The organism is Paraburkholderia dilworthii (genome assembly GCF_000472525.1).
Classification (GTDB): domain Bacteria; phylum Pseudomonadota; class Gammaproteobacteria; order Burkholderiales; family Burkholderiaceae; genus Paraburkholderia; species Paraburkholderia dilworthii.
The window spans coordinates 25,030-51,940 of record NZ_AWZT01000046.1 but is presented as its reverse complement, the minus strand read 5'-3'; the positions used below and the strand labels follow the sequence as shown (position 1 = coordinate 51,940).

General features: G+C 61.1%; 23 protein-coding genes and 4 pseudogenes. 12 read left to right on the top strand and 15 right to left on the bottom strand.

Going from position 1 to position 26,911, the window contains the following annotated elements; genetic code table 11:
• Positions 1–342 (top strand): hypothetical protein (locus F759_RS43725; protein ID WP_209440526.1); only part of this gene is annotated, 342 nt, incomplete at its 5' end.
• A 118-nt stretch (positions 343–460) separates the two neighbouring features.
• Here the strand turns inward: F759_RS43725 and F759_RS0128825 are convergent.
• The 9 genes from F759_RS0128825 to F759_RS0128795 form a co-directional block, all read right to left on the bottom strand.
• The gene (locus F759_RS0128825; RefSeq protein ID WP_027802910.1) at positions 461–673 is read right to left on the bottom strand and encodes a hypothetical protein; all 213 of its coding nucleotides are present in this window, start codon (positions 671–673) and stop codon (positions 461–463) included.
• Positions 674–775: a hypothetical protein gene (locus tag F759_RS44435; RefSeq protein ID WP_244438943.1), complete on the bottom strand. Its 102-nt coding sequence runs from the start codon at positions 773–775 to the stop codon at positions 674–676.
• A 133-nt stretch (positions 776–908) separates the two neighbouring features.
• A complete protein-coding gene (locus F759_RS40245; protein ID WP_244438942.1) occupies positions 909–1,313 on the bottom strand; it encodes a hypothetical protein in 405 nt (134 codons plus the stop codon).
• A 99-nt stretch (positions 1,314–1,412) separates the two neighbouring features.
• The gene (locus tag F759_RS41435; protein WP_244438941.1) at positions 1,413–2,288 is read right to left on the bottom strand and encodes a TniB family NTP-binding protein; all 876 of its coding nucleotides are present in this window, start codon (positions 2,286–2,288) and stop codon (positions 1,413–1,415) included.
• Positions 2,236–2,862: a hypothetical protein gene (locus F759_RS41430; protein WP_244438940.1), complete on the bottom strand. Its 627-nt coding sequence runs from the start codon at positions 2,860–2,862 to the stop codon at positions 2,236–2,238. The genes F759_RS41435 and F759_RS41430 overlap by 53 nt, the downstream gene beginning before the upstream one ends.
• Before the next feature lie 10 nt (positions 2,863–2,872).
• Positions 2,873–3,850, bottom strand: coding sequence for an ATP-binding protein (locus tag F759_RS0128810; RefSeq protein ID WP_027802909.1), 978 nt, complete (start codon positions 3,848–3,850; stop codon positions 2,873–2,875).
• Between the two features lie 41 nt (positions 3,851–3,891).
• Complete coding sequence (locus F759_RS0128805) at positions 3,892–5,877, bottom strand: DDE-type integrase/transposase/recombinase (RefSeq protein WP_027802908.1); 1,986 nt, start codon at positions 5,875–5,877, stop codon at positions 3,892–3,894.
• Positions 5,874–6,506 carry a hypothetical protein gene (locus F759_RS0128800; RefSeq protein WP_027802907.1) on the bottom strand — a complete coding sequence of 211 codons (633 nt, stop codon included), beginning with the start codon at positions 6,504–6,506 and terminating at the stop codon, positions 5,874–5,876. The genes F759_RS0128805 and F759_RS0128800 overlap by 4 nt, the downstream gene beginning before the upstream one ends.
• Positions 6,507–7,052: 546 nt before the next feature.
• Entirely contained in the window at positions 7,053–7,943 is an 891-nt protein-coding gene (locus tag F759_RS0128795) for a LysR family transcriptional regulator (protein WP_027802906.1), read from the bottom strand.
• Between the two features lie 98 nt (positions 7,944–8,041).
• On the opposite strand from F759_RS0128795, the gene F759_RS0128790 reads away from it, so the two are divergent.
• The 8 genes and pseudogenes from F759_RS0128790 to F759_RS44430 form a co-directional block, all read left to right on the top strand.
• Positions 8,042–9,595 (top strand): AMP-binding protein, encoded by a 1,554-nt coding sequence (locus tag F759_RS0128790; protein WP_027802905.1) that lies wholly within the window; start codon positions 8,042–8,044, stop codon positions 9,593–9,595.
• An 11-nt stretch (positions 9,596–9,606) separates the two neighbouring features.
• A complete protein-coding gene (locus F759_RS0128785; protein WP_027802904.1) occupies positions 9,607–10,788 on the top strand; it encodes an acyl-CoA dehydrogenase family protein in 1,182 nt (393 codons plus the stop codon).
• A 14-nt stretch (positions 10,789–10,802) separates the two neighbouring features.
• The gene (locus tag F759_RS0128780; RefSeq protein WP_244438939.1) at positions 10,803–11,942 is read left to right on the top strand and encodes a CaiB/BaiF CoA transferase family protein; all 1,140 of its coding nucleotides are present in this window, start codon (positions 10,803–10,805) and stop codon (positions 11,940–11,942) included.
• Positions 11,943–12,010: 68 nt separating this feature from the next.
• Positions 12,011–13,315 (top strand): MFS transporter, encoded by a 1,305-nt coding sequence (locus F759_RS0128775; RefSeq protein WP_027802902.1) that lies wholly within the window; start codon positions 12,011–12,013, stop codon positions 13,313–13,315.
• A gap of 102 nt (positions 13,316–13,417) precedes the next feature.
• Positions 13,418–14,476, top strand: a complete 1,059-nt coding sequence (locus F759_RS0128770) for a porin (RefSeq protein WP_027802901.1) — start codon at positions 13,418–13,420, stop codon at positions 14,474–14,476.
• 60 nt (positions 14,477–14,536) lie between these two features.
• The gene (locus tag F759_RS0128765) at positions 14,537–14,902 is read left to right on the top strand and encodes a BON domain-containing protein (protein ID WP_036025454.1); all 366 of its coding nucleotides are present in this window, start codon (positions 14,537–14,539) and stop codon (positions 14,900–14,902) included.
• A gap of 21 nt (positions 14,903–14,923) precedes the next feature.
• Positions 14,924–16,264: a serine hydrolase domain-containing protein gene (locus tag F759_RS38870; protein WP_084534372.1), complete on the top strand. Its 1,341-nt coding sequence runs from the start codon at positions 14,924–14,926 to the stop codon at positions 16,262–16,264.
• Between the two features lie 92 nt (positions 16,265–16,356).
• Positions 16,357–16,642, top strand: a pseudogene (locus tag F759_RS44430) (aromatic ring-hydroxylating dioxygenase subunit alpha); the annotation flags it as partial.
• A 200-nt stretch (positions 16,643–16,842) separates the two neighbouring features.
• On the opposite strand, the gene F759_RS0128755 reads toward F759_RS44430, so the two are convergent.
• Positions 16,843–17,670: a response regulator transcription factor gene (locus tag F759_RS0128755; protein WP_027802899.1), complete on the bottom strand. Its 828-nt coding sequence runs from the start codon at positions 17,668–17,670 to the stop codon at positions 16,843–16,845.
• A 130-nt stretch (positions 17,671–17,800) separates the two neighbouring features.
• Between F759_RS0128755 and F759_RS0128750 the strand changes: the two genes are divergently transcribed.
• From F759_RS0128750 to F759_RS0128740, 3 genes are all read left to right on the top strand, one after another.
• Positions 17,801–18,646 carry a carbon-nitrogen hydrolase family protein gene (locus F759_RS0128750; protein ID WP_027802898.1) on the top strand — a complete coding sequence of 282 codons (846 nt, stop codon included), beginning with the start codon at positions 17,801–17,803 and terminating at the stop codon, positions 18,644–18,646.
• Between the two features lie 87 nt (positions 18,647–18,733).
• Positions 18,734–20,077: an APC family permease gene (locus F759_RS0128745; RefSeq protein WP_027802897.1), complete on the top strand. Its 1,344-nt coding sequence runs from the start codon at positions 18,734–18,736 to the stop codon at positions 20,075–20,077.
• 656 nt (positions 20,078–20,733) lie between these two features.
• Complete coding sequence (locus tag F759_RS0128740) at positions 20,734–21,273, top strand: hypothetical protein (RefSeq protein ID WP_027802896.1); 540 nt, start codon at positions 20,734–20,736, stop codon at positions 21,271–21,273.
• A 14-nt stretch (positions 21,274–21,287) separates the two neighbouring features.
• Here F759_RS0128740 and F759_RS38865 read toward each other — a convergent pair.
• The 5 genes and pseudogenes from F759_RS38865 to mdlC form a co-directional block, all read right to left on the bottom strand.
• Positions 21,288–22,533 (bottom strand): annotated as a pseudogene (locus F759_RS38865) (acyl-CoA dehydrogenase family protein).
• 67 nt (positions 22,534–22,600) lie between these two features.
• A pseudogene (locus F759_RS38860) lies at positions 22,601–23,380 on the bottom strand (SDR family oxidoreductase).
• A 31-nt stretch (positions 23,381–23,411) separates the two neighbouring features.
• Positions 23,412–23,714 (bottom strand): annotated as a pseudogene (locus F759_RS0128725) (phosphotransferase family protein); the annotation flags it as partial.
• A gap of 74 nt (positions 23,715–23,788) precedes the next feature.
• Positions 23,789–25,240, bottom strand: coding sequence for an aldehyde dehydrogenase (locus F759_RS0128720; protein ID WP_027802894.1), 1,452 nt, complete (start codon positions 25,238–25,240; stop codon positions 23,789–23,791).
• Positions 25,241–25,300: 60 nt separating this feature from the next.
• Complete coding sequence (gene mdlC, locus F759_RS0128715) at positions 25,301–26,899, bottom strand: benzoylformate decarboxylase (protein ID WP_027802893.1); 1,599 nt, start codon at positions 26,897–26,899, stop codon at positions 25,301–25,303.
• Positions 26,900–26,911 lie beyond the last annotated feature (12 nt).

Below are 26,911 nucleotides of genomic sequence, written 5' to 3'. Positions count from 1 at the left end.
CGCAGTTTGTACACCCCCGTCGCCACACCCCGCCGTCATCAGCGAAACAGCTACGCTGACTATCGCCGAAATCCTGACATTCATTTGTGTCTCCGTGTCGTTTTATTACTTTCGATAAAGAGGGCAGTGCGGAAGCGCGGCAGGCGCCAGAAGCAAACCAAAGCGATCTTAAGTGAATCTGGGTTTCAGTTAACGATATGTGTCATCGCGAAGACTGTCAACCGCCACGGTGTCGGTGTTAATACCAAGCCCAAGCTGGGCAGCTGGTCGGGCCGGATCCTCGCCATTGAATGTTTTTGTAAGCTTGCTACCGACCAGATCCGTTTGCGAGATCCGCCGTAACCGAACTTAGGCTTCAGCTAGCGTCAAGGGGTCCCAAGGACGCCGTACGGAACGCGTCGCATGATGAGCAACATGCACAAAGTATTGCCGCAAGGGATGCAGCATCAGGTCCTGGGCGTCACCGCGGAATCAGATCGAGTCGCGGTGGGAGCTGGAAGCCGAAGGCGATTGGCACGATGGCAAAAAAGGTATTGTCTATTCGAGAATACATGGATCCGACGCAAATTCCCGCATAGAAATGCATTTGAGACGTGTTATATATCTCGCCGCTTTCCCAGCCGCGAAGATCGCTTCGTTGCGCACGCATCGCCGACTTGGTCACACCGGTCATTTAGCCACAGTCCGCGGGAGTAGGAACTGTGCGTTGACGCTTCATTTCCGCCCAATCGATCAGCGCCGCTATGGACGGTCCGAGCGCAAAACCGGTTTCCATTAGCTCGTATATAACCTTGGGGGGCACCTGCGGATACACCGTTCTCGGACGACGTCATCTTTTTCCAGTTGTTGAAGGTCGTTAATTCTGCTAACGGTGCGCATTAGGGCGCTAGTGTTGTCCGTTAATTTTGCTAGCGCATGTGGCCGGCAACCCGCGACAGGCGTTTTTCGCGGTAACGGCTGATCGCACGATGCGCGGCATCGAGGTGATTCGACAGCCGGAATACGGACGCTGGCACCGTTTCCAAAAGCCTGTGGTGTACGCTACAAAATTCGGCTGTCGGACCAAGCCACTCACGTTTCCAGCGAGGCGCCGACACGTCCGCTTCATTTAGCACAAAGCATCTGAAGCAGAACGGCACGCAGCGGCGATCGGTGAGCCAGCCCGCTGGCGTCTGTATGCGGCTCAACCTGTCGTCATCAAGACGCGCGAGCGTTCCAAATGCTTCCAACGCTGATTGCGAAATCGCCGGGAAAAGTATCCAGCCCGCAGTTCCCAGTACAGGCATCTCCTCCGAAACGCTGATTTCCCACAATGTCCCGACGCTGAGCTGATAGCGCGCCGCAACCCTGCCTAGCCAGCTTCCGAAGCCTCCTCATAAAATGACCTTGGAGCGACCGGTCACCGCGTCGAGCTACTGCGTGATCCGGCAGACATGCTCAAGGTGTGTCATATCGATCAATTCGTCGCCGTTACGAATCGCTAGCTCCACGGCGTTATTCAGCAGCGCAGATATATCACCGGTTAATCCCCCACTCGCGCTCAAGACAAACTGAACGATCTCGCGTCGCGCGAGATCCGACGGCTTGCGCAGCGGCAGCACCCGTTCAAATGCGGCGAGCAGCCGCCGTAGACCGTCGCTTTCGCGCCAGCGGGGGATCTCGAATGGCGTATAACGGCCGATCATCTGGGCATCGGTTTGAAGCGCCAATACCGCGTCGCGTGTTCCGACCAGAACCATGCTGATCTGTAGGTCATTGGCGAGGAACTTGAGAAGATTCAGGGACGCACGCTGTTCCCGATAGCTGCCCGCCAGCAGATGGTGGATCTCGTCGACAACAAGCATGCGTGGTGACACCCGCCTGAGAATGTCACGAGCTAGCCGCTCCAATGACGCCAGACCAGCCGCGGCATTGTGCGGAGCGCCCAGCTCGAAAAGAAGGCCCGAATAAAAGCGATGCTGGTCTGGCGTTGGCGGCATCTGCATGGAAACGACCGAACAACGTTCGACCCCAGTCCTGTCGTCAAATTTGTTGGGATGGGAGCGCCGGAATTTAGCGGTGATTTTGGTCTTGCCGATATTCGTAGAGCGAAGTAAAGTTGTCACCGAAAGCGAAGTAAAGTCGTCAACTTGGCTCTCGCTTACAAACTGACAGTTTTCAGCGCAATTCATGGACGGTTTCGCGGCGACGTCCATTGCAGTTTCTAAGAGGCAGTCAGGCGCCGCAATCATCACGTCAAAGGTTGAATCTGCCTGCCATGCGATTGTGGAAGTGCCGAGTGATGGCAATGCGATGTTCCTTGCGCATCGCCGATGTTTGTGCAAAAGCGGAAGGTGATCGGCTCGAGTAAAGGCCACCGCATTGCGCACAGCGATACGGCGAGCCGACAAGGCTTGCGTTGAGTAAGTAGGGTGTCTCCCGCCCACAATGCTGGCATCGTGTCTCGAGCCTGTGCCCGTGAGCAGGACAGCGGCCCTCACTGGACATTTGATAAGTAACGCTATGATGACCAAGCGATGTGCACTGCCTGCAATGCCTGAAGACCGGGTGATATCGCCCACGCTGGCCGGCGTCAAGCAGTGACGCGTGCAAGACCTTGCCGGGCAGTGGCAGCATGCCCTTCAGACGCCTCATGTCGACGGCATCGCGCAGCGGCTCGACACCTTCGTACGGGTCGATGTCAGCACCCATCAGCCGGACGAGCGCATGTCCAGGCAGTCTGTTTGCACGTGCAAGCCTCCACAGGATCGAGACGATTGATTCGCCCGGCAGCAGCCACCTGACATCGAATATGTAGCCGAGTGCCGGAGTCAGTCGTCGCTCATCGAGGCTGAGGATCGGAAAACGCGGAGCGATGAGCAAGGGTACCCTCCTACGCGTGAACAAGCACGCGGCCGGTTGCATGGCGCGACTGGACATAGCCGGAACGTCGCACGGCATGGGCCCATAACGATGGATCAGGGCAATATCCCGGAGCGTCGCGGAGTTCGCTGTCCTTGAGTACGACTTCGACAGCCCTTGCGAAAGATTCCATGGGGATCTCGAGCCGTCCAGGGAGCGTCGCCTTGTGATGTGCGGCCTCGAAGGCGGTCCACAGCACGAGCGCATCGCTCACAAGTCGATAACCCGCATCGAACGCCTGCGGCACATAGAATCTCGTGAAACTCCATTGTGTGCCCTCGGGATAAGCGGTCTGATCATAGCCGTTCAGACATGTGGCGACATCTTCGGCATTGCGAATGCCATGGAAGGAAAGTTCTTCGACCATCAGGCGCGCGACGATCTGGGTCTTGCCAGCGATCTGCAGGGCGCTCTTTTGCGCCAGCAACTCCTGTTGACCCACGAGAAACGTGAACACCTTGATCTGCTGGCGGTCCAGTGCATCGTGTACATCTCGCAACCACTCGTATTCGTTCTCGTTGTAGCGTTGAGCTTCATCGCAGAAAAGTAGAACTGTACCGCTGCCGGCGCGCGCTGCGGCTTCCCTGATCCGCAGCGAGAGGCGCATGCGCTTTGCCGGGTTCGTGCCCGCGTTCGGATCATGATCGCCGACGGCTTCGAGCAGGTTCGAAAAGAAGGGACCTTCTGCATGCCGAGGCTTGTGCTCACACCGGGCGTGATAGCTTGTTACTTTCGGATGCTCCCGTGACAGCAGCAAACGCACGTACTCAATCGCGCGCGTCTTGCCAATTCTCGGAGCACCATAGACCAGCGCGCCAGTCACCCGGTATCGAAGACAGCTCACCACAAGTTCGTAGAATGATTCGATAGCCGGTGTGGCGATCCGGTAGTTTCCGGTAACAAGCGGGTGCAGCGAAGGATCAACCGGACGTGGAATCTGAAGCGACATGCCCTCCTCCCTTGAATGTGAGCTGTCAGTCAAACTACCGATCAGAAAGTCTGCCCCGTCCCAATGCCAAGCGTGCGCGGGCGTACCGCCTCGGTGGGCTGTTCATCTTCGACGGCGTTGGTCAGGCCCATCGTTGGCGGTGGTAGCGTTGCTTGGATCGGGTCCGGTTCCGACGGCCCTGTCGGTGTCTTGGCCGTTGGCGCGTTGGCGAGGAGGCGCAGCGTACGCGCTGCGTCAGAGGCCGCCTTGCGTGACCTGCCCGCTGCTGCTACTTTGGCTCGTACGTAGGCGTCAATCGGATCTTCAGCCGCCATATGCCCTGACCTCCGGCTACTCCTCGCCTTGAGGATCTCCTTGCGCAAGGTCACGTTGTGCGGCATGACTCGCCACGCACCCTGGGCGTGAAGGACACCGAGCTCGCTGCCGTCTGCGAAGAATGCCCGAACGCAGCGCAGGTCGTCGGCGTTGACGTAGACGCGAAGTGGTTTTCCGATCAGTTGGGCACTGCCGGCAAGCGTCATGTTGGTGTAGCGCACGCCAAGCAGGTTAATGTGTGGACGGACACCAAGCGCAAGATAACCCCGCACGCGACAGTGCTGCGCGGACTGCATCAGACATAACGTGCGTCGGCGGACTTCCGGCAACCACGCCAGCAATTGACCCCTCTCGCGGACAAAGAACTCCATCGCTTCGAGGGGCGTCGCGCCATTCAGTCCGATATGAGACGTGCCATGGTAGGTCGCAATCGAATAAGCCATTAGCTCGTCGAGTTCATCGAGCGACACGAACAGGCGGAGATTTCCCTTTGGGTCCGCCAGCGCGCGACGAAGATCACGAGGATGCGAACCCGTATAACCTGGGAGGCGCGAGGACAGCGTGCTGGCGACCGTACCAAAGAAGCGCTCAACGTACGGGCGCTCGTCCGGACTGCGCTTCGGTCCCGCGCTAACGACGCAGCCAACGAACCCGCATAGTGCAGTCAGCGTTTCGCTGGCGAGGTTCGCCTTGGCATTGTCAAGGCGGATGCACTCCCATGCGACGTATGCAAGCTCGGGCAGGCGCTGTGAAGCAAAACCGTCCTGCGGGTGGTGGACCAGGCCCGGGATGGTGAATGCACGCATCGACCGGGGTTCGAGTGCGTTCTCGATCGTCTTGACCACATCGTAGCGGCTGTATTCACGAGTCAGGGCGAGATGATAGCCGAGCACAACCCGCGTGCAGACGTCGATGATCACAAGCAGCCAGACGCGCTCGGTTTCGAATTCGTGCTCAAAGCCGAGCGGATCACGAACGACGAGCTTAAGCCGTACATCCAGCCGGTGACCATCGAACTCAACCACCTGGTACGGACGAATCGCTGCCAGAGTCGGTGCATCGTCACTACGTGGTAGTCCCTTCAGGTGTGAAGCACCGGCGGCAACTGCGACGGTTCCGAAGCCACGCAACAGATCCGCCTTGACTCGCGAGGCTAGGGATCTGATCGCGCGACCCGCCGTGTTGAACGGATAGTCGGCGGATGTCAGGCCGATTTGCCGGCATTCCTGCAGAAATCTCTGATGCAATCCTCGAAGACCCTGCAGTCTGATCCGCATTCCATCATTGGCAGGAATCTGCCTCACTGTCACTCGACGCTGTCGGATCTGAAGGATGAGCCAGCCAGCGAGCGATGGGTAACGATCGAGCAGCAGCGAAAACGCACCGGCGGTGCCGCCCTTTCCATCACGGAGAATAACCGGCAGGAGGCGTGTGTATTCCGTCGCGCGGGCATGAACAATAAGCGCACGATAGCCGTATGGCCGCCCGTCCTCATGAACAGAAAGCGCCCTTCCGAGAAACCGGTAGAGCTGCCTGCGGTTGAGGCCGGTCGCGTCCTCAATACTGCTGACGGGTTCACCGCTCGCGTAACGTTCAATCGCGTCGATATGTCTCTGCACGCGCTCGCGAGCGGCGGTGTCAAGTTCTGTCCATGCGAGCGTCGGCCACGAGGCAAGGTCCAGTGTCTGGAATTCCGGTCTGCGGCGGTTCATGACATCGCTTCACTTGAGACAAAGGACGTATGTAACGACAGACTCTCGGTGTGTAAGCTAGACGCCTGAACGCAACCGCGATGCAGTAGCTCGAAGACAGCTGCGCGGACAAGCACTGGGTCGCCTGTAGAGAATTCACGCTCAATAGCCATCAGCGGTTGAGGTTTCACTACGAAGCGCTCGATGGCGCCGGACAGGGATGGCTTAACGAGGCCTCGCGCGGCGACAAGCACCGGCAGCATGCGCTGCCAGTTTCCAGTCCAGACGCGCGCAGCCGCCCTTTCCGCGGCATCGATGTGCCTCACAGCGAACGATTCTATGTCGAGGTCGGCACAACCTCGCGGGAGACACGCTGGTATAGCGTCCGACAGCAAGACGAGGCATTCGCGTTCAACAGAACGTGCCCAAAAATCGACGACGCAGCGTTGACCGTCGACCACCATGAAGCCCGGCCGTTCACAAAATCCGTTTGTAGCTGCGTCCGCCTCCAGCATCAGCCATGCTTCGAAGGCGCTGCGGCTATACAGAGTCAGGCGTCGCCCCAGCTTTGGACTGAACACGTCATACCGGTGCGCGCCGCGTGGACGCGGCAGCATGAGCGGCTCGAAACTTCGCAGAATGTCGACCATATGCACGCCCTGCTCAAGGATGTCATGGTCTAGGACGAACGTAAGTTGGCAGATTTAATGCGCACTCATGCGAAGTGACGACTTTACTTCGTTCAGAAGCGAAGTAAAGTCGTCAACTACGAGGCTTCGACCTCGTCCGGGCGAGCGTTGGCCGGTGACAACTTTCCTTCGTTCTACGCCAATGGCCGCGACGCGGCCGCGAAATAGCCGGATAGTTAGGTGTTCATCTGGCTCCTTCGGTCGGGCGCAAGCCGGCCTCGCCCCTGCCTAATAAGGCCGCGTGATCGGCGGAGCCGGCCGCGACGAACCGTCGGACCGGGCGCCTCAACGGTCGGCAGTACGCCATCCAATTCGAATATCCAAGGTCTCGTGCGCCTACCTCAATGGCCGGTCTTCGGCGAGCGGATCGCGGGGGGCATTGCCTCTACACGGCCAGTTTCTGCCGTTCGCCCAACCCACGAAGCCGGCGCTCGAATGGCTGGTTTGCAGCGGAAAGCTGCCCGGTAGCGGTGTCCGCTTGATGTGAGATGTCCCCCGCGCCCCGATTCACCCGCTCCGCTCCTGTAGCAGCGACACCGCGCGCTGCGCGAGCGGAGACAGGTAAGCGCCAGTCCGGAAAGTCACACCGACACGTCGGCGCAAGTCGAGTTCATCCGTGTCGAGATTGAGCGCACGCAATCCCTCGAGGCTCTCGAACGATTCGGTGCCTGCTATACAGAGCATCGTCGTGCCGCGAAGCAGATGCAGCAGCGAGGTACTGCCGAAATCAGTTTCCACGCGGAGCTTCGGCAGCCCGAGGCACTGCCGCTCGAAAGCCGCATCGACTTGCTGCCGCAGCAGAATGTTCGGTCCAGGCAGTAACCATTCCTGATCCGCCAGATCCGCAAGGCGCAGATTGCGCTTGCGATGCAGTGCATGCGTTTCGTCGGCGAGGACGGAAAGCGAGTCGCGAAAGAGCTCGACGAAGGTCACGTCGCCCATGCTGCGAGTCGGCTCGGGCGCCACGACCAGATCGAGCTCGCCTGCCATGAGCAGGTCGACAAGATCGCGCGCGAGCCGGCGCCGCAGCCGCAGACGCGCGGCCGGGCGTTCGTTCAACAACTGCCGGCAAGCGCTCAGTACCAGTGCATTCGGCACAGTCGGCGAATAACCGATGCGAAGCACACCCTGTTCGCCGCTTCGAATCGCGCGCATTTCCTTCAGTGCGTCTTCGTATTCGAGCGCAATGCGCTGCGCACGTACGATGAACAGCGCCCCTGCCTGGGTCGGCACGATGCCGCTGGCCGTGCGTTCGAACAGTCCCAACCCAACCTGCGCCTCCACGCGTTGAATCGCCTTGGTCAAAGCGGGCTGACTCATGCCTAGCGCCTCGGCGGCCCGGCCAATGCCACCGTGCTTCTCGACGGCAAGCAGATATTCCAGATCCCGCGTCTCCATGTCATTCCCATTGGCTATGGCTTTATAGCCAACGCCTCATTGTGGTGATACCGCGCATCTTACAGACTGAGAGCCAGATCGATAACGGGAGACACCGATTGGGCTTTACTTATTTTCTTCGCCGCGCCGCGCGTTATTGGGGCGACACCGTGGCGGTCATGCATCGCGAGCGCGAGCTGACGTACTGCCAACTCGACGAACGCTCGAGCCGGCTCGCGAATGCGTTACTAGGCCTCGGACTGACTAAAGGCGATCGGGTCGCAGTTCAGGCTCGCAATTGCGCCGCGCTGGTAGAAATCGAATGCGCGCTTTATAAGGCGGGACTGGTCAAGGCAGCTTTGAATCCACGCTTTACCGTGCATGAGGCCGCCGACGTGGTCGAGAATTGCGCGCCGCGCGTGATGATCGCGGGAGCAGGATATGCGACTTACGATCGCAGCTCGCCGGGTTTTAATTCGGTCGAAGCATTCATTTCTCTTGGCGAAGCAGCGAACGGATATGCCGACTACGAAACGCTGATTTCTTGCGCCACGGCGGACCTGCCCGATGTCACCCTATCGTCCGACGACCTCGCCGTGCTGCACTTCTCGTCCGGTTCGACCGGCACGATCAAGGCAGCCATGCAGACCTACGGCAATCGCCTCGCGTCGCTGCGCAAAATCCTGTTGGGCATGGATTCGCCCGCGAAACCGGGCGACCGCCTGGCGCTCATCGGACCGGTTACGCATGCGTCGGGCATGTTGATGCAGCCGTACCTCTATTCGGGGGCCACACTCGTGCTGTTCGACACATTCGAGCCTGCGCACTTCCTGCGGGAAATCGAGCGATTGCGCATTACGCACGTGTTCATGGTGCCCGCGATGATCAACATGCTGCTAAACGATCCCACGCTGGACACCGCCGATCTCAAGAGCCTGAAGATGCTCGGCTACGGCGCCGCGCCGATGGCGCCGGCGCGCATCCAGGAAGCGTGGACGCGGATCGGACCGGTGCTCTCGCAAGGTTACGGCGCGAGCGAATCCACTTCAGGCGTCACGCGCCTGAGCATCGCCGATCATGCCGACGCAATCGCACACCGTCCTGAGCGGCTGGCGTCGTGCGGCCGGCCGACCGGCGAGACCGAAGTCCTGGTGGTTGACGAGCACGGCTGCGAGGTCATGGGCGATGCGATCGGTGAGGTCGTTATTCGCGGCGCCGACGTGTTCCAAGGCTACTGGGGCGAGCCGGAACTCACGCGTGAAGTGCTCGTCGACGGCTGGCTTCGCACCGGCGATCTCGCGCGTGTCGACGAAGATGGCTTTATCTACCTCGTCGATCGCCAGAAAGACATGATCATTTCCGGCGGCTTCAATGTGTATCCCACCGAAATCGAAGCCTCGCTGTATCAGCATTCCGATGTGATGGAAGTATGCGTGGTCGGCGTGCCCGACGAGAAGTGGGGCGAAAGTGTCAAGGCGGTCGTCGTGCTGAAGTCCGGACGCAATACATCTGCCGAAGAAATCATCGCGCATTGCCGCGCCCGGCTGGCCGACTACAAGCTCCCGCGCACGGTGAGCTTCGTCGCCGATCTGCCCAAGAATGCGAGCGGCAAGGTCGCTCGCAAGCTGGTTCGCGAGCAGTACTGGCAAGGCATCTCGCGTCGCGTCAATTGAAGGGGACAACCATGTTCGATCACCTGAGCAATCCGGCGTTTGTCGAAACGCGCGAAGGCATTCGCCGCTTCATCGCCGAAGAATTGCGGCCAATGGAGCAGGAACTCGGCATCGGCAGCGAAGACGTCTGGCCGCGCGACACGCTGCGCCGTGTCTGGCGCCGCTCCGCGCAACTCGGCTTCTACGCGGCGTGCCTGCCGGTCAAGCTCGGCGGCCGGGGGCTGTCGATCATTGAACAGTGCGCACTCAAGGCTGATCTGGCCGCCTCAGGTTCCGCACTCGCGCCTCACGTGCTCGGCGACCTGGGCGGTCCGCCGCGCGTCGGCAATATGCTCAAGTACGCGACTCCGGATCAGCTCGTGCGCTATTTCGAACCGGTGATCCGTGGTGAGAAATCGACCTGCTTCGCGCTGACCGAACCCCATTCGGGCTCAGATGCGCAGAGCATCACCACCTCGGCCGTGGTGGAGGGCGACGACCTCGTGATCAATGGCGTCAAACACTACATCAGCGGCGCGCCGTTTGCCGATTTCGCGATTGTCATGTGCGTGACGGATGCCAGCACGACGCCACCTGCCATTACTGCGGTACTCGTTGACTTCGACCTGCCTGGCGTGACGGTCGAACAGCAATACGTGCCGATGTCGGGACAGCACATCGACGCGGACATCCGCTTCGTCGACGTGCGCGTGCCTCGTGCAAACGTGTTCGGCGGCGAGGGCAACGGCTTCAAGCTCGGCATGTCACGTATCAACGTAAACCGCCTGCTGCACTGCCCGACGATGCTCGGTCTCGCCACAGCCGCCTACGAGGCGTCATTGGACTACGCGCGCACGCGCCGGCAGTTCGGCGGCCCGATCGCGCGCTTTCAGGCGATCCAGCACATGCTCGCCGACATGGCCGCCGCACTATGGGCCTGCGAAAGCATGATCGCGCAGACCGCCGCGCTCGCCGACGCCGGCGCCGATCTTCGGATGAAGGCCGCGGCCTGCAAGCTGTTTGTGTCGGAACGCTGCTTCGAAGTCGCGGACAAGGCCGTGCAGATTCACGGCAACGTTGGTGTCACGCGCCATCACCCAATCGAGCAGACGTTCCGGAAACTGCGCATGTTCCGCGTTTTCACGGGCACGAGCGAGATTCAACGAAATACGATCGCCCGCGTCATTCTCGACCCGGCCGGCTCGCCGGCCTGAAAGAGGGAGGCAACATGCGCACGAATACTGGCGGCCTGGAAGAGGAAACGACTCCGATCAAACCAGAATGGTCCTGTCTGAACGGCGTCAGGGTTGTCGATTTAAGCCAACTGCTACCGGGACCGCACGCCACGTCGATGTTGATGCATCTGGGGGCGGACGTGGTCAAGGTCGAGCCGCCGGGCGCCGGCGATCCGGCGCGCCAGCTGGGGCGCGAGATATTCGCCCAACTCAATCGAGGCAAACGGTCCGTCGCGCTCGACCTGAAGAGTCCCGCCGGCAAGGCGGCCATGCTCGAACTGGTGCGTGGCGCGGATGCGGTGGTCGAAGGTTTCCGGCCCGGCGTCATGAAACGGTTTGGACTCGACTACGCGACCCTCGCCGAAGTGAATCCGCGCATCGTCATGTGTTCGATTTCTGGATTCGGGCAGACCGGCCCGTACGCGGCCCGGCCTGGCCACGATCTCAACTACCTCGCGCTCGGGGGCTTCTGGTCGATTCCGGTTCAGGTCGACGACCGGGTCACGCGTCCGCGTGTTCGGCTGGCGGACTATGCCGCGTCGAGCCACGCCGCGCTCGCGCTGGCCGTGGCAGTCATGAGTGCGCGCCAGAATGGTCGTGGCCAGCATCTTGACGTATCGATTCACGACTGTGTGTTGGCGTGGACTGCATCGGCCGCGTGGACCTCGCGCGCATATGCGGACCGCCCGCTGGCATCGCCCAACGTCATGCCCGAGAACGATATTTTCCCGACGCGGGACGGCCGGCACCTTGCGTTGGGGATTATGGAGAACAAGTTCTGGTTGAACCTATGCGAAGCGCTCGGCGCCGACTATCCCGCGTTGACTGACGATCGCTTCGCGTCACGCCTTGGCAGGCAGCAGTTCAAGCGCGAGGTCAACGCGCTGCTCACGGGGATCTTCTTGCAGCGCACGCTTGCGGAATGGCTCGACACGCTCACGTCTTTCGATCTACCGGTGTCGCCGCTGCTCGACGCGCACGAACTGTTCGACGATCCACACGTGCGCGAACGCGGCATGATCCGCGAACTCGCTAACGAGGCAACCATGGCGGTGCGCTTTCCCGTGAAATTTTCGGCGGGGTTGCCCGATGCCGGGGACACCGTCCCGCTGCTCGGTCAGCACGACAGCTGAAGCCGTCCAACAGCAACAGCCATAGCAGGGACGCGGAAGACGTCCCCACCATCACGGAGACAACCCGAATGACAAACGAACACAACCGGTACCGACCGGCGCGCGCATGGTCTATCGCAATCATGCTCGCGCTGATGATGCTGGTGAATTTTCTGGACAAGGTCGTGCTCGGCCTCGTGTCCATCCCGATGATGCGTGAGCTTCACCTGTCGCCCACACAGTTCGGGTTGATCGGCGGCAGCCTCAACTGGTTGTTTTCGATTTCCGCCGTGCTGGGCGGCCTCGCGGCGAATCGCGCTTCGACAAAATGGCTGTTGCTGCTGATGGCTGGCTCATGGACCCTGCTGCAATTACCGATGCTGGTCGCAAGTTCGATCTGGAGCATCATCGCATCCCGTGTGCTGCTTGGCGCGGGAGAGGGGCCCACGTCACCGGTCGCGGTGCATGCGCTCTATAAGTGGTTTCCGGACGCCAGGCGCAACCTGCCCGTCGCCGTGCTGCATCAGGGGAGCGCGCTCGGTCTGCTGGTCGCCGGGCTGAGTATTCCCGCCATCACTGCACACTGGGGCTGGCGGGCAAACTTTCTCGTGCTGTCCGCGCTTGGCTGCCTCTGGTGCATCGCGTGGTTCGTGTTCGGCGCGGAAGGTCGTTTGTCGAGTCCCGTGCGTACGGGTCGCACGGCGCGCGTCCCGTACGCTCTGCTGCTGACCGATCGGACCGTACTGGGCGTTTTTGCCGGGCACTTCGCCGCCAACTGGATTCTTGCCATGACGCTCACCTGGACGCCAACCTGGCTGCAACAGGGAATGGGTTATGAACCGCATGTCGCGGGCAGAATGTTTGCGTTATTCGTCGCCATTACTGCGCCCCTTAGCCTCGGGCTTGCCTGGCTGTCGCAGCGCCTGTTGGCGAACGGGGTGCCGTCGAGAGTCGGTCGCGGCGGCTTCCTTGCCGTCACACTGATCGTGGCAGGCGCACTGATTGCCTTGCTTGCGTGGCCAGGCGTCTCGCCCATGATGAAGTTCATCCTGCTCACGCTGGGCAGTGGCATGACGCTTGCCATGTATTCGATCGGACCTGCCATGTTGGGCGAAGTCACCCCCGATTCACAACGGGGCGGCGTCCTGGCATTGAGCAACGGATTTTCATCGCTCGCCGGACTCGCCGCGCCGATCGTCACCGGGCTGTTGATCGACGACGCCGGTCGGTCGCCCGCACGCGGGTTCGAACAGGCGAGCGTCGCCTGCGGCGTGGTGCTGCTGGGATGCGGCCTGCTCTGCGCATTCTGCCTCGACCCGCAGCGCTCGCAACGGCGCCTCGCCGGTGGAGTGTCCGGCGCCCCAGTGCCGGGTAGCGTCGCCGATCCCAGCTAAAACACTGCGCATCATCGTTTTTGAGTACGTTCCGCGACACGTCCGGACGGACGCCATCAATTAGTTATCCGTAATAATACCAATAGAAAACAAAGGAGACGTATGAAGAAGGTACTTGGTGCGACGCTGATAAGCCTGCTCTCGGGAGTGGCCTGTGCGCAGTCAAGCGTGACGTTGTATGGCAATGTCGGCGGCGGTCTTCGCTGGACGAACGGCGCCAGGGCCGGCAGCGCGGTCGGTTACAACAACAACATCATTGCTGGCGACCAGTTCGGCTTGACCGGCAAAGAAGACCTGGGTGGCGGCCTGAAGGCCATCTTTAAGCTGGAGGGCGCGTTCAACAGCGGTACCGGCGCGGTGAAGACCTCGGGCAACTTGTTTTCGCAGGCTGCGTTCGTCGGTTTGACTGGCAATTTTGGCCGGCTGACCTTTGGCCGGCAACTGAACGCAAACGAAGATCTCGGCATTCTCATCGATCCGGCGGGTGGGCGCGGACAGTCCATTGCAATCGAACCAGGCGTGGTATATAGCGCTAACTATTTCACACTGGACTCGCGTTTCAATAACACGGTCAAATATATCGGACAGGTAGGCGGCTTTCGCATGGCCGCGAGCTATTCTCCCGGCGGCGTCGCGGGCAATTCCCGCGCGGCGACGAATTTCTCGGGCGCGGCCTTGTACCAGTGGGGACCGGCGCTCGGCGGCGTGTCGTATCAAAAGACGTGGAACGCGACGGCGACACAATGGGCGCAGACGTTCCAGACTGGCGGTACGCTCCAGATCGGACCAGCGCGCCTTTACCTGAACTATGCCGATCTCACCGTTACTGGCGCTAAGCCCACTGCGCCCCGGCGTCGCGACACAATTCCGGGCGGTGGAGTCGTCTGGTCGGTCACGCCAGCGTTACAGCTCACGGCCGCTTTCATTGATGATATTGCCAGTAATCTTGGCAATGTCGCGTCGGCCAGCGGCCATAAAGTCACAACGTTTGCAATTGCCGAGTATTTTCTGTCGAAGCAGACCGAAGTCTACGCGGAGTTCGATCGGAACGGATTTTCGGGCGCCTATCGTTACGATCCCGCCAACATCACGGCACTCGGCCTGAATCCCGGTGGCCATACGATGACCGGCGTGTCACTCGGTCTCATGACACGTTTCTAGAAGGGAGGCGCCAGCCTACGCCTGGCCAATCCCACCCGTTCACTCTATTGAAGAAATCGCATGACGATCCGTATTCGAATTCTCCGCGCTCTGCTCATGGGTGCGCTTATCGGCGCGTCCGCCGGCGCATTTGCCCAGTCCGGGGCCGCATCCGCGGGCGGCGCCACCACCGCCGCTGACGCGACGTCCGTCAAGGCAAGGAAGGCCGCGGACAGGAAGCTCGCTCGCCGGGTTTCGACTGCACTAGCTCGCACCCGAGGGCTCAACGCCGCACGCATCTTCGTGAAGGCACAAAGCGGCCACGTCACGCTTTCCGGCTCGGTGTCGGATAACGAGCAGATTCCACTGGCCGTCGAAGCGGCAAAGCAGGTCGTCGGCGTCTCAAGCGTTGAGAATTTTATCCACCTGTCCGGGCCATCTCTGTAATGCCTGCTTTCCGGGAAAAAAATGAAAAATACTCGAAATCGTGACCTCACCACTGGCCCTGTCGCGACCGCCGTGGCGCTTGTCATTGGCGCACTGCTGCCGCTGGCCACGTATGCTCAGGAGGTCGGGGTATCTCGCGACCCCGTCGAAATCGGCATCATGCAGGGCTTTCCTCCGCCTGCGGACAAGCTTGTGACCAAGGCCAACTCCCTGCGCTACCCGAACCTTGCCTGGGCGCTACGCAATACCCGTCTGATGACCCCTACTGCTAAAGTCGAGCACGCGCACACGCCGTTGCCACTACCTGCCGGTGCCGCGCTCGACCCCGACAAGGTGCAGTTCACTGTCGACGGAACGACGCTAACCCTGACCGACTATCTGCGACGCACTTATACCGACGGTTTCATCGTCGTTCACGACGGCAGGGTGGTGCTTGAGCGCTACTTCAATTCCTTTACGCCCCGGCAGACGCACGCGTGGGCATCGATGACCAAATCCGTAACTGGGCTCGTCGCGGCGCAACTGATCGACGAAGGCCGACTGGACCCACAAGCGACACTCTCGACGTACGTTCCCGAACTCGCGGGCACGCCGTTCGGCGACGCGACGGTCCAGCAAAATCTGGATATGGAGGTGCCGGTCAGCTACCCGGCCGATCTTCCACCAGATCTGGGACTCTTCGGCGCAGTGGGCATCATTCCGCGCCGCAGCGGCGCGCCGGACAGCATCTACGACTTCCTGAAAGTGGTAAGCGCCACGCCCGGCGCGACGGCGGGAAACGTGTGGTTCTATCAGAATGGCTCGCCCGAAGCTGTGGCATGGGCGATACGGCGCGTGACTGGGCTGTCGTGGAGCGGACTGGTCTCCCGCACGATGTGGCAGAAGATCGCCGAAGACGACGGCGACGTTGTGGTCGATCGTTTAGGTACCGAGATGGCAAGCGGTGGTTTCAACACGACGCTTCGCGACGCGGCACGTTTCGGTGAGTTAGTGCGGTTGGGCGAAGCGGGACGGACGACTTTGCTCCCGGCTTCTACCGCCCACATCACATTGATGCCATCGGATAACGCCGGCGCCTTCGCGAAGGGCAATCTTGCGTCCGGCCGCCCGGGCTACTCATATCGGGACTACTGGTATCAGGTGAACGATGGGCACGGCTCGTTCGCGGCCGGCGGCCGGTTCGGGCAATCGATCCTGGTCGATCCGAAGACGAAGCTCACCATCGTCAAGTTCTCGTCATCCCCCGATCAGGCCGCGCGACCGACCAGTGCCGAAGGGGGCCGGGCGATCCCGCGAGCGCCGCTCGAAACAGCAGCGGCCCTGAATCAAGCGGCGCGCTCAATCAGCGCCGCGATCCGATAGGTCATCTCGTAGCGCAGCCCTAAGAGAAGCGGCGCGAAGCGCTTGTTTGTCGAAGTAGGTGGCCTCATCGGGTATGTCGGGCTGCGAGCTAGACCTTACAGATCTGCTCGGGCGATGGCACGTTGGTGATGGAGCTGTGGATCGATATGTGCCGCTGGATGCGGCGCTGGGCACCGACCGCACTTGTGGCCTGCTTTCCATCCGCAAGCCCGGCATTCCGTTTGCGCCGAACTTGGCATGGCCGCTGCTGGTCTGGTTCACAGCACGCCGAGCAGAAGGCCCACGACAAGCAGGCGCGGATAGGAATCACGGGTGTTTCCCGTCATCAATGAGTTCCGCGACCTGTTGAGCAACTGCGGCGCCCGCGCGCGACCCTAATCCGCGAGGTGGGCGAGCTGACGCTGAGGCCAACGGGAACTAGGGTCCCGACACCATCCGCGCCGAAAACTCCTCGATCGGAGGTCCGGCGCTTGTGGGCGGCGCGCCAGGTCGACAAGTAAGGGCGAGCACGGCGTGCGGCGAACAGATGCAAGCGTTGCCGGACATGCGTTTCACGCGAATTCACGCATGCATGGCCGTCACGAAGATGTATCCACCTCAGTACGCCCAGGCTCGTAGAACATCGCGAACAGTTCGGACTGGGACCCGATGCCGAGCTTTGCGTAGATGTGCTTTTTATGCGCGCGTACGGTCTCGAACGAAATCGACAGCTTTTCCGCGATGGCGCGAGACGAAAATCCGCTTAGCGTCAGCATCGCCACTTCGATCTCGCGGGCAGTGAGCTCGGCTCGCCCGCTCTTTTCCGTCAGCGCGCCGAAGCGCGCCGGAAAATCGGGCCGTGCGCTCCCGGCTGCATGTGTATCGTGGCGGCCTGCACCAAAATCCTCGTAACGCAGCCGCTGCTGCATCAGCGCGAGGACCCATGGCGAGAATAGCGTGAGCAACGCGATTTCGCGCTCGTCGTAGCGGCGCCTGTTGCCCAATGAAAACCCCATCGTGTGATTGCCGTCGATCACGACGTTGAAATGCACCTCGTCGCCGATGATGTTTTTCTTGAAGTAGCGCTGATAATACTCAGTCATCCGGAAGTTGTCGGGTGCCACATCGGCGAGCGTGTAGAAGCCGGACGCGCGTTGTTCGAATGCGGCGAGATAGAACGGATCGAGTTGATAGAGCGCCGCGAGATAGTCCTGAAACATCAGGTCGACCTTACCGTCCGGCATCGCCTGCTCGGCGCACACGAGGGGTGGCGCGTCGCGCGCGAAGCGCAACGCGACCCAGCTGTCGAAGCCGATATGCCGCTCCAGCACGCGCGTCAGACGGGCCCAGAAATGCGGGCCATCGAGGGCGTCGATGGCCGAGCCGATCTCCCGATGAAACGCGAGATCGCGCCATTCGAATTCCATCTCATTCTCCGGTGGGGTAACCCTTGTGGGTAATTTCTGGACAAAAATAATACCCTGATAATGCCTTCGGACGAAAACACGGCGGCATGGCATCCCGCCACTGCACGGTATCTAGAAGGAGACAATTCATATGCAGGTAGAACTCGCGCAGCTCGCGCTCTCGGACGGCAACGTCGAGCACAACGCGCGCAAAGTGATCGAGATGATTGGCCGCGCCGATACTGGTGGCGGCACGAAGCTCGTCGTCTTCCCGGAGGCCACGCTGTCGGGATTCCCGACCCGCGACAATATCACCGACGTCGCGCAGCCGATCGACGGTCCAATGCTTACCGCCGTGCGCGACGCCGCACGCCGCGCTGGCGTCTCGGTTGCGGTGGGCTTGGCTGAACGTGACGGCGCAAGGTTCTACAACACGACGGTACTGGTGGACGAATACGGCGAAATCGCACTGCGCTATCGAAAGACGCATCTGTGGGCGTCGGATGTCGGCGTGTTTACGCCTGGCAACCGCTTCGAGACGTGCGTGTGGAACGGCATTACGGTGGGCCTGCTGATCTGCTACGACATCGAGTTTCCTGAAACGGCCCGCGCGCTCGCAGCGCTTGACGCGGACCTGCTGATCGTCACCAACGGCAACATGGATCCGTTCGGTCCGGTGCACCGGCGCGCGATCGTCGCTCGCGCGATGGAAAACCAGCTGTTCGCGGTGATGGTGAACCGCTGCGGTTCAGGCGACGACAATCTGACGTTCCCAGGCGAATCCACGCTCATCGATCCGTTCGGCGAAGTCGTGGCGTTAGCAGACGCGCAGGAAGCGCTGGTACGCGCGCGCATCGACCTGGCGCGGCTCGAAGCGAGCCGTGAGCACTATCGGTATCTGCACGACGCGCGCGTACCGCTGGGGCTCACGCGCGTCGATATGGCGAACGGCTCGCGCGCCTTGGAGATCGAAGCGCCGCGCCTCCGTATCGATTGACATCGTCGACCTTCGTTAGCACGACACGCATGCGCAGCGTCCGCTGCGCATCCGACCGTTCTACCTGTATCAGGGCCTGGAGACATCATGGAAGACGCAAAAGAGCAATCTCACCTGAAACGCACACTCGGCCTGCCGTCCGTGCTGCTGTTCGGCCTCGCCTATATGGCGCCGCTGATCGTGTACGGCACGTATGGCGTGCTCGCGAAAGCCAGCCACGACACCGCCGCTCTCGCCTACCTGCTCGCCCTCGTCGCGATCGCGTTCACAGCGCTAAGCTACGGCAAGCTTGCCCGGCGCTATCCGGTCGCGGGTTCCGCCTATACCTACACGCGGCAGACCTTCAATGCGCAGCTCGGCTTCATGATCGGCTGGGCGACGCTGCTCGACTACTTCTTCCTGCCGATGGTGATCTGGCTAATCGGCGCCGCGTATCTTAATTCCGCATTTCCGCACGTGCCGACGTGGATCTGGATCGTCGCGTTCATCGTGCTGACCAGTGCGCTGAACATCGTCGGGATCGAACTGGCAGCGCGCTTTAACATCGTACTGATGGTCGTTCAACTGGCGATCGTCGCGCTGTTTGTCGCGCTCTGCTGGCACTACGCGACAGCGGCCGCCGGTCCAGGCGGCATCGCGATGGCCGAACCTTTCTTCAAACCGCACGTGCCGTTCGCAGCGACCATGGCCGGAGCGGCGATCGCCGCGTATTCGTACCTCGGGTTCGACGCCGTATCGACGCTCACTGAAGAAACTATCGATCCGAAGAAGAACATGCCGCGCGCGATCCTGTGGATCGCCTTGATCGGCGGCGCTATCTTCGTGCTGGCCGCGTACACGATGCAGCTCGCGCATCCGGGCGTCGAGTTCAAGGACGCCGATTCGGCTGCGTTCGAAGTCGCGAAGATGATCGGCGGCGATATTTTCGTCAGCGTGTTTCTTGCCGGGCTGATTCTTGCGCAGTTCGCTTCGGGCATCTCGGCGCAGGCGAGCGTCGGGCGCCTGCTCTATGCGATGGGCCGCGATCAGATTCTGCCGCGCAGGATCTTCGGCTTCGTTCACCCGAAGTTCAAGACCCCGGCGATCAACATCGCGATTGCGGGCATCGTCGGCCTAGTCGCGCTGAAGCTTGATGTCGCGACGTCGACGTCGTTCATCAATTTCGGTGCATTTCTCGCGTTCACCGCAGTCAATCTATGCGTGATCCGCCTGTATATGGCAAGCCGGCAGGATGCGCAAAAAGGGGAACGGATGGGTTTCGTCGGCGGATTGATCTTTCCGTTGATCGGCGCGGTCTCGGATATCTGGCTGCTGGCGAGCCTGGAAAAAACCGCCCTCGTACTCGGCGCGATCTGGTTCGTGATGGGGCTCGCGTATCTATGCTGGATCACGCGACTGTTCCAGCAGGCACCGCCGGAGGTGGCGATCTAGCCGGTCGGCGGGCCTAAACCCCGTTTGGCGGGACGTTCAATCCTGTCATCCTGTTGAAGTGGATCAGCGGCACAAAAGTCGCCTGACCAGTCCGGCCGCATTTCACGTCTGGAAGCCGGCCTTGACCCGGCGCCGTATCGTCCGCCGATACCAGCTTAGGCCGGGGGCTGGCCGCCTAACACGACAACACGAATGGCCGTTGTACCTTCAAAGCAGCCCTCCGTCTGGAGGTGGACCGAACGGCCGAGTTGGGTCGGGAGTGTGAGTTCGCCGATCTGAGAGTCGCCAGCTCCGGATTCGGCTCCGGCGAACGGCCGGTTAGCAGCGTGCAGCCGCCCGATGAGGGACGATAGCTGAGCGTCTGCAATGGCCGAATAGACGCCTTATCCCCTCCCCTTCTCTCGTGCTTTTCCCGTCGCGCCTCTTCGCCGTGATAAGGCGCGGGTTATCCCGCTACACCCCTGGCAACTCCGCGGCGTCTCCCTACGTGCTGACTCGTATGGTTCGGATGGGACGCAGGTTTATAAAACATCCGCATCTATGCCAAGCAGTCCTACTTAAAACCGGTGGCAACTTTAATTATGTCAAATTATTGGGAGACGGACGGAGCATCGCGCGTTTGTTCAGTTCGTCGGTGCGGCCGCGCCCAAGTGTTGATGGCGGCGCAAAGCTCACGAAAGCTCGAACTCACGCGCGAGCTGGTCGCGGACGGTGCGCGCCTCATCGACGAAGACCGTCAGGCAGTGGTGGACAAACTGGAGGCGGACAGCGTGCTGAGCGTGCGCGCGGTATTGGGGGCGTTGCTCTTTCCGATGCCCGAGCTGGCCCGATCGAACAGGCCAGCGACCTACATCCGCATGATCGCCAACCTGCAGTTGAACGATCACGCGTTCCCGCGCGAGGCGCTGGAAAACAAGTGGAACATGAGCTATCAGCGATGCTGCGGGATCTGCTGCCGGACATCGACCCGGCGATCGTCGATCACCGGCTTTCGCTCGTCGGCATCTATGTCAATGCCGCGCTGGCCGCCTGGGAGGCGGGCGGGGACAGCGGCGAGCCGGCGCGGCTCGGGGCCCCGGGGCTACGCGGTGTCGAACTTGATGGATACGTTTGAAGGCATGCTCGTCGCACAGCGTTCGGAACAAACGCGATCGCTCCTCGACGAGTCCGAAAGCAGTCGCGAGACGTCTCGCTAACGCGCTGGCGTTGCTTACACTGCCGGAGTCAGATAGGGACTCTCGTGGCCCGGTTCGTAGGGCCGCGCCTTGATCTCCTTGCGCGCAATGCTCTGGAGATGCACCTCGTCCGGGCCATCGGCGAACTTCAACGCACGCCCCCACGTCCAGCTGTCCGCCAGCGGCGTGTCGGGGCTCAGGCCCATCGCGCCGAAGGTCTGTATCGCCCGCTCGCATACGGCGGTGTGCACGGTCGGCACGAGCGCCTTGATCATGGCGATTTCCTGGCGCGCTTCCTTCGCGCCCACGTTGTCGATCATCCAGGCGGCCTTCAGCACGAACAACCGCGCCTGATCGATTTTGATGCGCGACTTCGCGATCCACTCCCCAACGGAGCCGTACTGGTAGAGCTTTTTGCCGAACGCCGTACGCGCCTGCGCGCGTTCGATCATCAGCTCGAGCGCCAGTTCGGCGGCGCCGACCGAGCGCATGCAGTGGTGAATGCGCCCCGGGCCAAGGCGCGCCTGGGCGAGCGCAAAGCCGCTGCCTTCCTCGCCGAGCAGATTCGAACGCGGCACGCGCACGCCCTTGAATTCGATCTCGCAGTGGCCTTCCGGCGCCGTGTGATCGATCACCGTGATATCGCGGACGATCTTCACGCCGGGCGTGTCGCGCGGCACGAGAACCATGCTTTGCTGACGGTGCGCCGGCGCGTCCCGGTCCGTTTTGCCCATGACGATGAATTGCTGGCAATTCGGGTGCGCCGCATTCGGGATGAACCATTTGCGGCCATCGATCACATATTCGTCGCTATCGAGACGAATGGACGTGGTGATGTTGGTCGCGTCCGAAGAGGCAACCGCGGGTTCCGTCATCGCGAACGCCGACCGGATCTTGCCGTCGAGCAGTGGCTCGAGCCACTTCTTGCGTTGCGCGGGCGTAGCGAACATGTGAAGCAGCTCCATGTTGCCCGTGTCGGGCGCATTGCAGTTGAATACTTCGGTGGCCTAGGAAACACGTCCCATGATTTCGGCAAGCGGCGCGTACTCGGAGATTGGTCAGCCGGGTGCCCGGCTCGTCGTCGCGCAGATGCGGCAGGAACAGGTTCCAGAGGCCTTCCGCGCGCGCCTTCTCCTTCAGATCCTCCATGAAGGAAACGGGATACTGTCCGGCGTTCACTTTCTCGTGCCATTGATGGATGCGCGGCACGATATGCGTGTCCATGAACGCGCGCACCTGCGTGCACAGCGCTTCGACTTTCGGGCTATAGGCAAAGTCCATTTTGCTCTTCCTTCAATTCTGGTGAATGTCGCGCGGCGCAAGCGCCGATGGCGCGCCGCTCCCTTGATCAGATCGTCAGCCCACCGTCAACGACGGTGCACTCGCCGTTGGTGTAGCTCGCCGCTTCGGAGACGAGATACAGCACCGTGCCGGCCATCTCACGCGGCTCCGCGTGTCGGCGCAGCGGAATCTTCGTCATCCAGCTTTCGTACATGGCCTGGTCTTCGAACAGCGCTCCGGCGAATTTGGTCTAGGTGAGGCCGGGCAGCAAGGCAATCACGCGAATGCCGAGCGGCCCTCACTCCTTGGCGAACGCGCGCGTCATATTGACCACTGCCGCCTTCGTGATCGAATAGATGCCTTGCTTGTCGCCGGGCTGCAGCGCGTTGACGGAAGCGGTGCTGACGATCGCGCCGCCGCCGTGCTCGCGCATCAGCTTGCCCGCCTCGACCGACATGAAAAAGTAGCCACGCAAGTTGACCTCCACCGTCTTTTCGAAGGACGAAAGACCGGTGTCGAGAATGTGGCCGAAATACGGATTCGCCGCTGCGTTGCTCACGAGGATGTCCAGCCGGCCATGTATCGAGCGGATGTGCTGGAAAACGCCCTTAATGTCGTCGAGACGCCCCACGTGGCACGGATACGCTTCGGCGCTGCCGCCTGCTTCCCTGATCCCGCGCGCGACGCTCTCGCAGTCCTCGAGCTTGCGGCTCGACACGATCACATGGGCGCCCTGCTCTGCGAGCAGGTTCGCGATTTCTTCGCCAATGCCGCGGCTCGCGCCCGGGATCAGGGCAATCTTGCGGCGCAGATCGAACAAATTAGTAGTCGAAACCGTCTCCTTCATATATCCGGATGTATGCGTCAAATGCCAGGCGTCAGATGAGGTCGACGCCCATTTTTGCGAGCGCACCGGCCGTTTCGCCTACCTGGCGCGCTTTTTCATTCGATGCATTGCCGCCACGCGCACGCTTTTTCACGCCCTGCGCGATGGCCGCGAGCCGGAAGAAGCTGAACGCGAGGTAAAAATTCCAGTGCTCGATCGATGCAATGCCGCGCAAGCTGCAATACCGCTCGACGATCGCGGCCTCGTCCGGCACGCCAAGCGCGGCTCGGTCCAGCCCCGCGAGACCGCCGATATGGCCTTTGGGCGGAAGCCGCAGGCACATGCAGAAGTACGCCGTTGCGCGTTCAATTGGTTTTCGTTGGCGATTACAGCGTCTGCGAGCTGGTGCTTCGATATTTCAGATCCCTGTCAGAAGGGATAGTGACGAGGCGTTGTCTGCACGGTAATCCAGCGAAGATCGGTGAATTCCGCTATCCCGGCGCGTCCACCAAAACGGCCGATGCCGCTTTCCTTGACGCCGCCGAAAGGCATTTGCGCTTCATCGTGGACCGTCGGACCGTTGATATGGCAAATGCCTGACTGGATGCGACCCGCGACCTGCATTGCCCGCGCGACGTCGCGGCTGAAGACCGCGGCAGACAAACCATAAGAATTGTCGTTTGCACACGCGATCGCCTCCTCATCGCCGCGCACCCGCACGATCGGCTTGACAGGGCCGAACGATTCTTCACTGAAGATCTTCATTGCGGGAGTTACGTTGTCCAGCAACGTCGCTGGCATCAGCGTGTCCGTAGCACGGCGGCCACATACAAGCGTCGCTCCCTTCTCCAGCGCATCGTCAATAAGCGCGTTGCATCGATGTACGGTTGACATGTCGAAGACCGAGCCCAGCACGACCGGTCCGTTGCGCGGATCGCCCAGAGACAATGACGATGCCTTGAGACGCAGACGTTCCACGAATGCATCGGCAATGCTCTCGTCGACGATAATCCGCTCCGTCGACATGCAAACCTGACCGGAATTGATAAAGGCCCCAAATGCCGCGCCTTCGACGGCCGCGTCGATATCCGCATCCGCGAGGACAAGCAGCGGGGCCTTTCCCCCGAGCTCGAGCACCGCAGGCTTCAGTGCGTCAGCGCAAAGTCGGGCGATGACTTTTCCTACACGCGTCGAGCCGGTAAAGTTCACGCGCCTCACAGCCGGCGCCGTAATCAGGATTTCGACGATCGAAGCTGCGTCCTCTGGCGCGTTCGTGACGAAGTTCACCACGCCTTTGGGCAAGCCAGCCTCGTGAAGCGCGTCGACAATCAGACCGTGCGTCGCCGGACACACTTCCGAACCCTTGAAGATGACCGTATTACCGCATGCGAGTGGAGTCGCGATCGCCCTGACCCCGAGAATGATGGGAGCGTTCCACGGGGCGATGCCCAGGACTACGCCAGCGGGCTGGCGCACGCCGAGAGCGAGGCTCCCTGGGATATCCGAGGGAATGACTTCACCAGCGATCTGCGTTGTCATTGCCGCCGCTTCGCGCAATGACTCGACACCTAGATGTATGTTAAAGCGCGCCCAGACTTCGGAGGCTCCCGTCTCGGCCATCATGGCCGCCACAAGTGCGTCGGATTTTGCTGCGAGGACCCGTGCGGCCCCATCCAGAAGCGAACGCCGCTTTCCAGGCCCCACGGCAGCCCATGCGGGGAATGCCTGCGCAGCACTGCGCACGGCAGCCTGTGCATCGGACACGGAAGCAGCAGCAGCGCGGGTTGCCACTTCGCCGTCGAGAGGATTGCGGCGGTCGAACGTTGCTTTCCCAGCGGCTGGAATGTGGCTTCCGTCTATAAATAGAAACGTCTCTTTCATTTAGGATCCCATTTTGTGATGTTGTATCAAGCTCGGTCCATGATTCACGTAAAGCGGCTTTCAGGCGACCGTAATTTCGACCAGGTTCGGCTTGCCTTCAGCGAATGCCTCTTTCAATGCGTTCGGAAGCATGTCCGCACGGTCCACTCTAATGCCGCTGCACCCCATGGCTGTTGCCAGGCCCACAAAGTCGATATCCGGGAGGGCCGTGCCCTGCACCACATCCTGTTTGTCGAAACCGAAGTGAAGAGCGAAATCCCGAAGCGCTTCATAGCGCCCGTTATTAAGGATTACGAATGTCACTGGAAGGCCGAGCTGCGATGCGCTCCACAGTGCCTGGATCGAGTACATGCTGGACCCGTCACCGATCAGACCAATGACCTTTTTTCCCGGACTGGCCAGAGCGACGCCGACGGCTGCAGGCATCCCGTAACCTAGCCCTCCGCTTGCCATCGTAAAGAAAGTGCCCCTTTGCGTGAACGGCAGATAATTCTGCATCGTCCGCCTCGAACTGGGCGCTTCCTCCACCACAATGTGCGACGGGTCCCGCGCCTCAGCCAGCGTCTGCAACGCGAATGCCACCGACATCACCTCTTCCGCCTCGGCGCGCGGGAGGGCGACACGAGGCTCGGGGGCGGGACGCTGCGATACCTGCGGGCGTGAGAGCAGGTCCGCAAGACCAAGGCAGACATTGCCGACCACCGACAGTCCAGACGGAGACGAAGCGGCCACGGAAGCGTCATCCACGAGCTGGCACAGGGCGGACCCAGGAGGAATGTGAGGGCCGTTTCCTTCAACGTGGTATGTGAATGCGGGGGCCCCCACCACGAAGACCAGATCATGCTCTGACAGGGCCTGCACGATCCGCTCTCGCATTGGCGGCAGGAACCCACCGAACAGATGATGATTTTCAGGAAAGCTGCAACGAGCAGACATCGGGGCGACGTACACCCGCGCATTGTGCCTCTCCGCCAGCAATACAATTTCGTCCCAGGCTCCCGCCTGATCGATCGCGGCACCGACAACAAAGGCGGGGCGACTGCACCGGTCCAGTGCGGCGCCGATTCGGTCAATGCCGTCCGGGTCCGGGCGCACGCGACTGCTAACATCGGCTAACTCAACTCGCGCGGCCGGCCGGTCCCAGTCGTCCACCGGAATCGAGACAAATACCGGGCCGCGCGGTTCCTGCATCGCAATGTGGTAAGCGCGGGCGAGCGCCAGGGGAACATCTTCTGCCCGGGCAGGCTCAATGCTCCATTTCACATACGGTCTGGGCAATTCGGCCGCCTGCATCGACCCAAGGTACGGATCAAACGGCAGAATCGACCGGGCCTGCTGTCCCGCAGTAATGATCATTGGCGTACGATTCTTGTACGCCGTAAAGATATTGCCCATCGCATTTCCGACGCCCGCGGCAGAGTGCAGATTGACCAGCGACGCATTACCGGTCGCCTGCGCGTATCCGTCAGCCATACCCACCACCACAGCTTCCTGGAGGCCGAGGACGTATTGAAAATCCGACGGGAAATCCCGGAGCATCGGCAACTCGGTCGATCCGGGATTGCCAAAGAGTTTCTTTATGCCAAGGCGACGCATCAGATCAATGACGGCATCGCGCACAGTAATCCGGTCTTCGGCGGTCGATATCTGGGTATTCATAAACTGCATCTC

Coding starts and splice junctions, on each gene's coding strand:
- F759_RS0128825 (WP_027802910.1), bottom strand. CDS start 673: ATGACCGGTGTGACCAAGTCGGCGATGCGTGCGCAACGAAGCGATCTT.
- F759_RS44435 (WP_244438943.1), bottom strand. CDS start 775: ATGGAAACCGGTTTTGCGCTCGGACCGTCCATAGCGGCGCTGATCGAT.
- F759_RS0128810 (WP_027802909.1), bottom strand. CDS start 3,850: ATGTCGCTTCAGATTCCACGTCCGGTTGATCCTTCGCTGCACCCGCTT.
- F759_RS0128805 (WP_027802908.1), bottom strand. CDS start 5,877: ATGAACCGCCGCAGACCGGAATTCCAGACACTGGACCTTGCCTCGTGG.
- F759_RS0128800 (WP_027802907.1), bottom strand. CDS start 6,506: ATGGTCGACATTCTGCGAAGTTTCGAGCCGCTCATGCTGCCGCGTCCA.
- F759_RS0128795 (WP_027802906.1), bottom strand. CDS start 7,943: ATGGAGACGCGGGATCTGGAATATCTGCTTGCCGTCGAGAAGCACGGT.
- F759_RS0128785 (WP_027802904.1), top strand. CDS start 9,607: ATGTTCGATCACCTGAGCAATCCGGCGTTTGTCGAAACGCGCGAAGGC.
- F759_RS0128780 (WP_244438939.1), top strand. CDS start 10,803: ATGCGCACGAATACTGGCGGCCTGGAAGAGGAAACGACTCCGATCAAA.
- F759_RS0128775 (WP_027802902.1), top strand. CDS start 12,011: ATGACAAACGAACACAACCGGTACCGACCGGCGCGCGCATGGTCTATC.
- F759_RS0128770 (WP_027802901.1), top strand. CDS start 13,418: ATGAAGAAGGTACTTGGTGCGACGCTGATAAGCCTGCTCTCGGGAGTG.
- F759_RS0128765 (WP_036025454.1), top strand. CDS start 14,537: ATGACGATCCGTATTCGAATTCTCCGCGCTCTGCTCATGGGTGCGCTT.
- F759_RS38870 (WP_084534372.1), top strand. CDS start 14,924: ATGAAAAATACTCGAAATCGTGACCTCACCACTGGCCCTGTCGCGACC.
- F759_RS0128755 (WP_027802899.1), bottom strand. CDS start 17,670: ATGGAATTCGAATGGCGCGATCTCGCGTTTCATCGGGAGATCGGCTCG.
- F759_RS0128750 (WP_027802898.1), top strand. CDS start 17,801: ATGCAGGTAGAACTCGCGCAGCTCGCGCTCTCGGACGGCAACGTCGAG.
- F759_RS0128745 (WP_027802897.1), top strand. CDS start 18,734: ATGGAAGACGCAAAAGAGCAATCTCACCTGAAACGCACACTCGGCCTG.
- F759_RS0128740 (WP_027802896.1), top strand. CDS start 20,734: ATGGCGGCGCAAAGCTCACGAAAGCTCGAACTCACGCGCGAGCTGGTC.
- F759_RS0128720 (WP_027802894.1), bottom strand. CDS start 25,240: ATGAAAGAGACGTTTCTATTTATAGACGGAAGCCACATTCCAGCCGCT.
- mdlC (WP_027802893.1), bottom strand. CDS start 26,899: ATGAATACCCAGATATCGACCGCCGAAGACCGGATTACTGTGCGCGAT.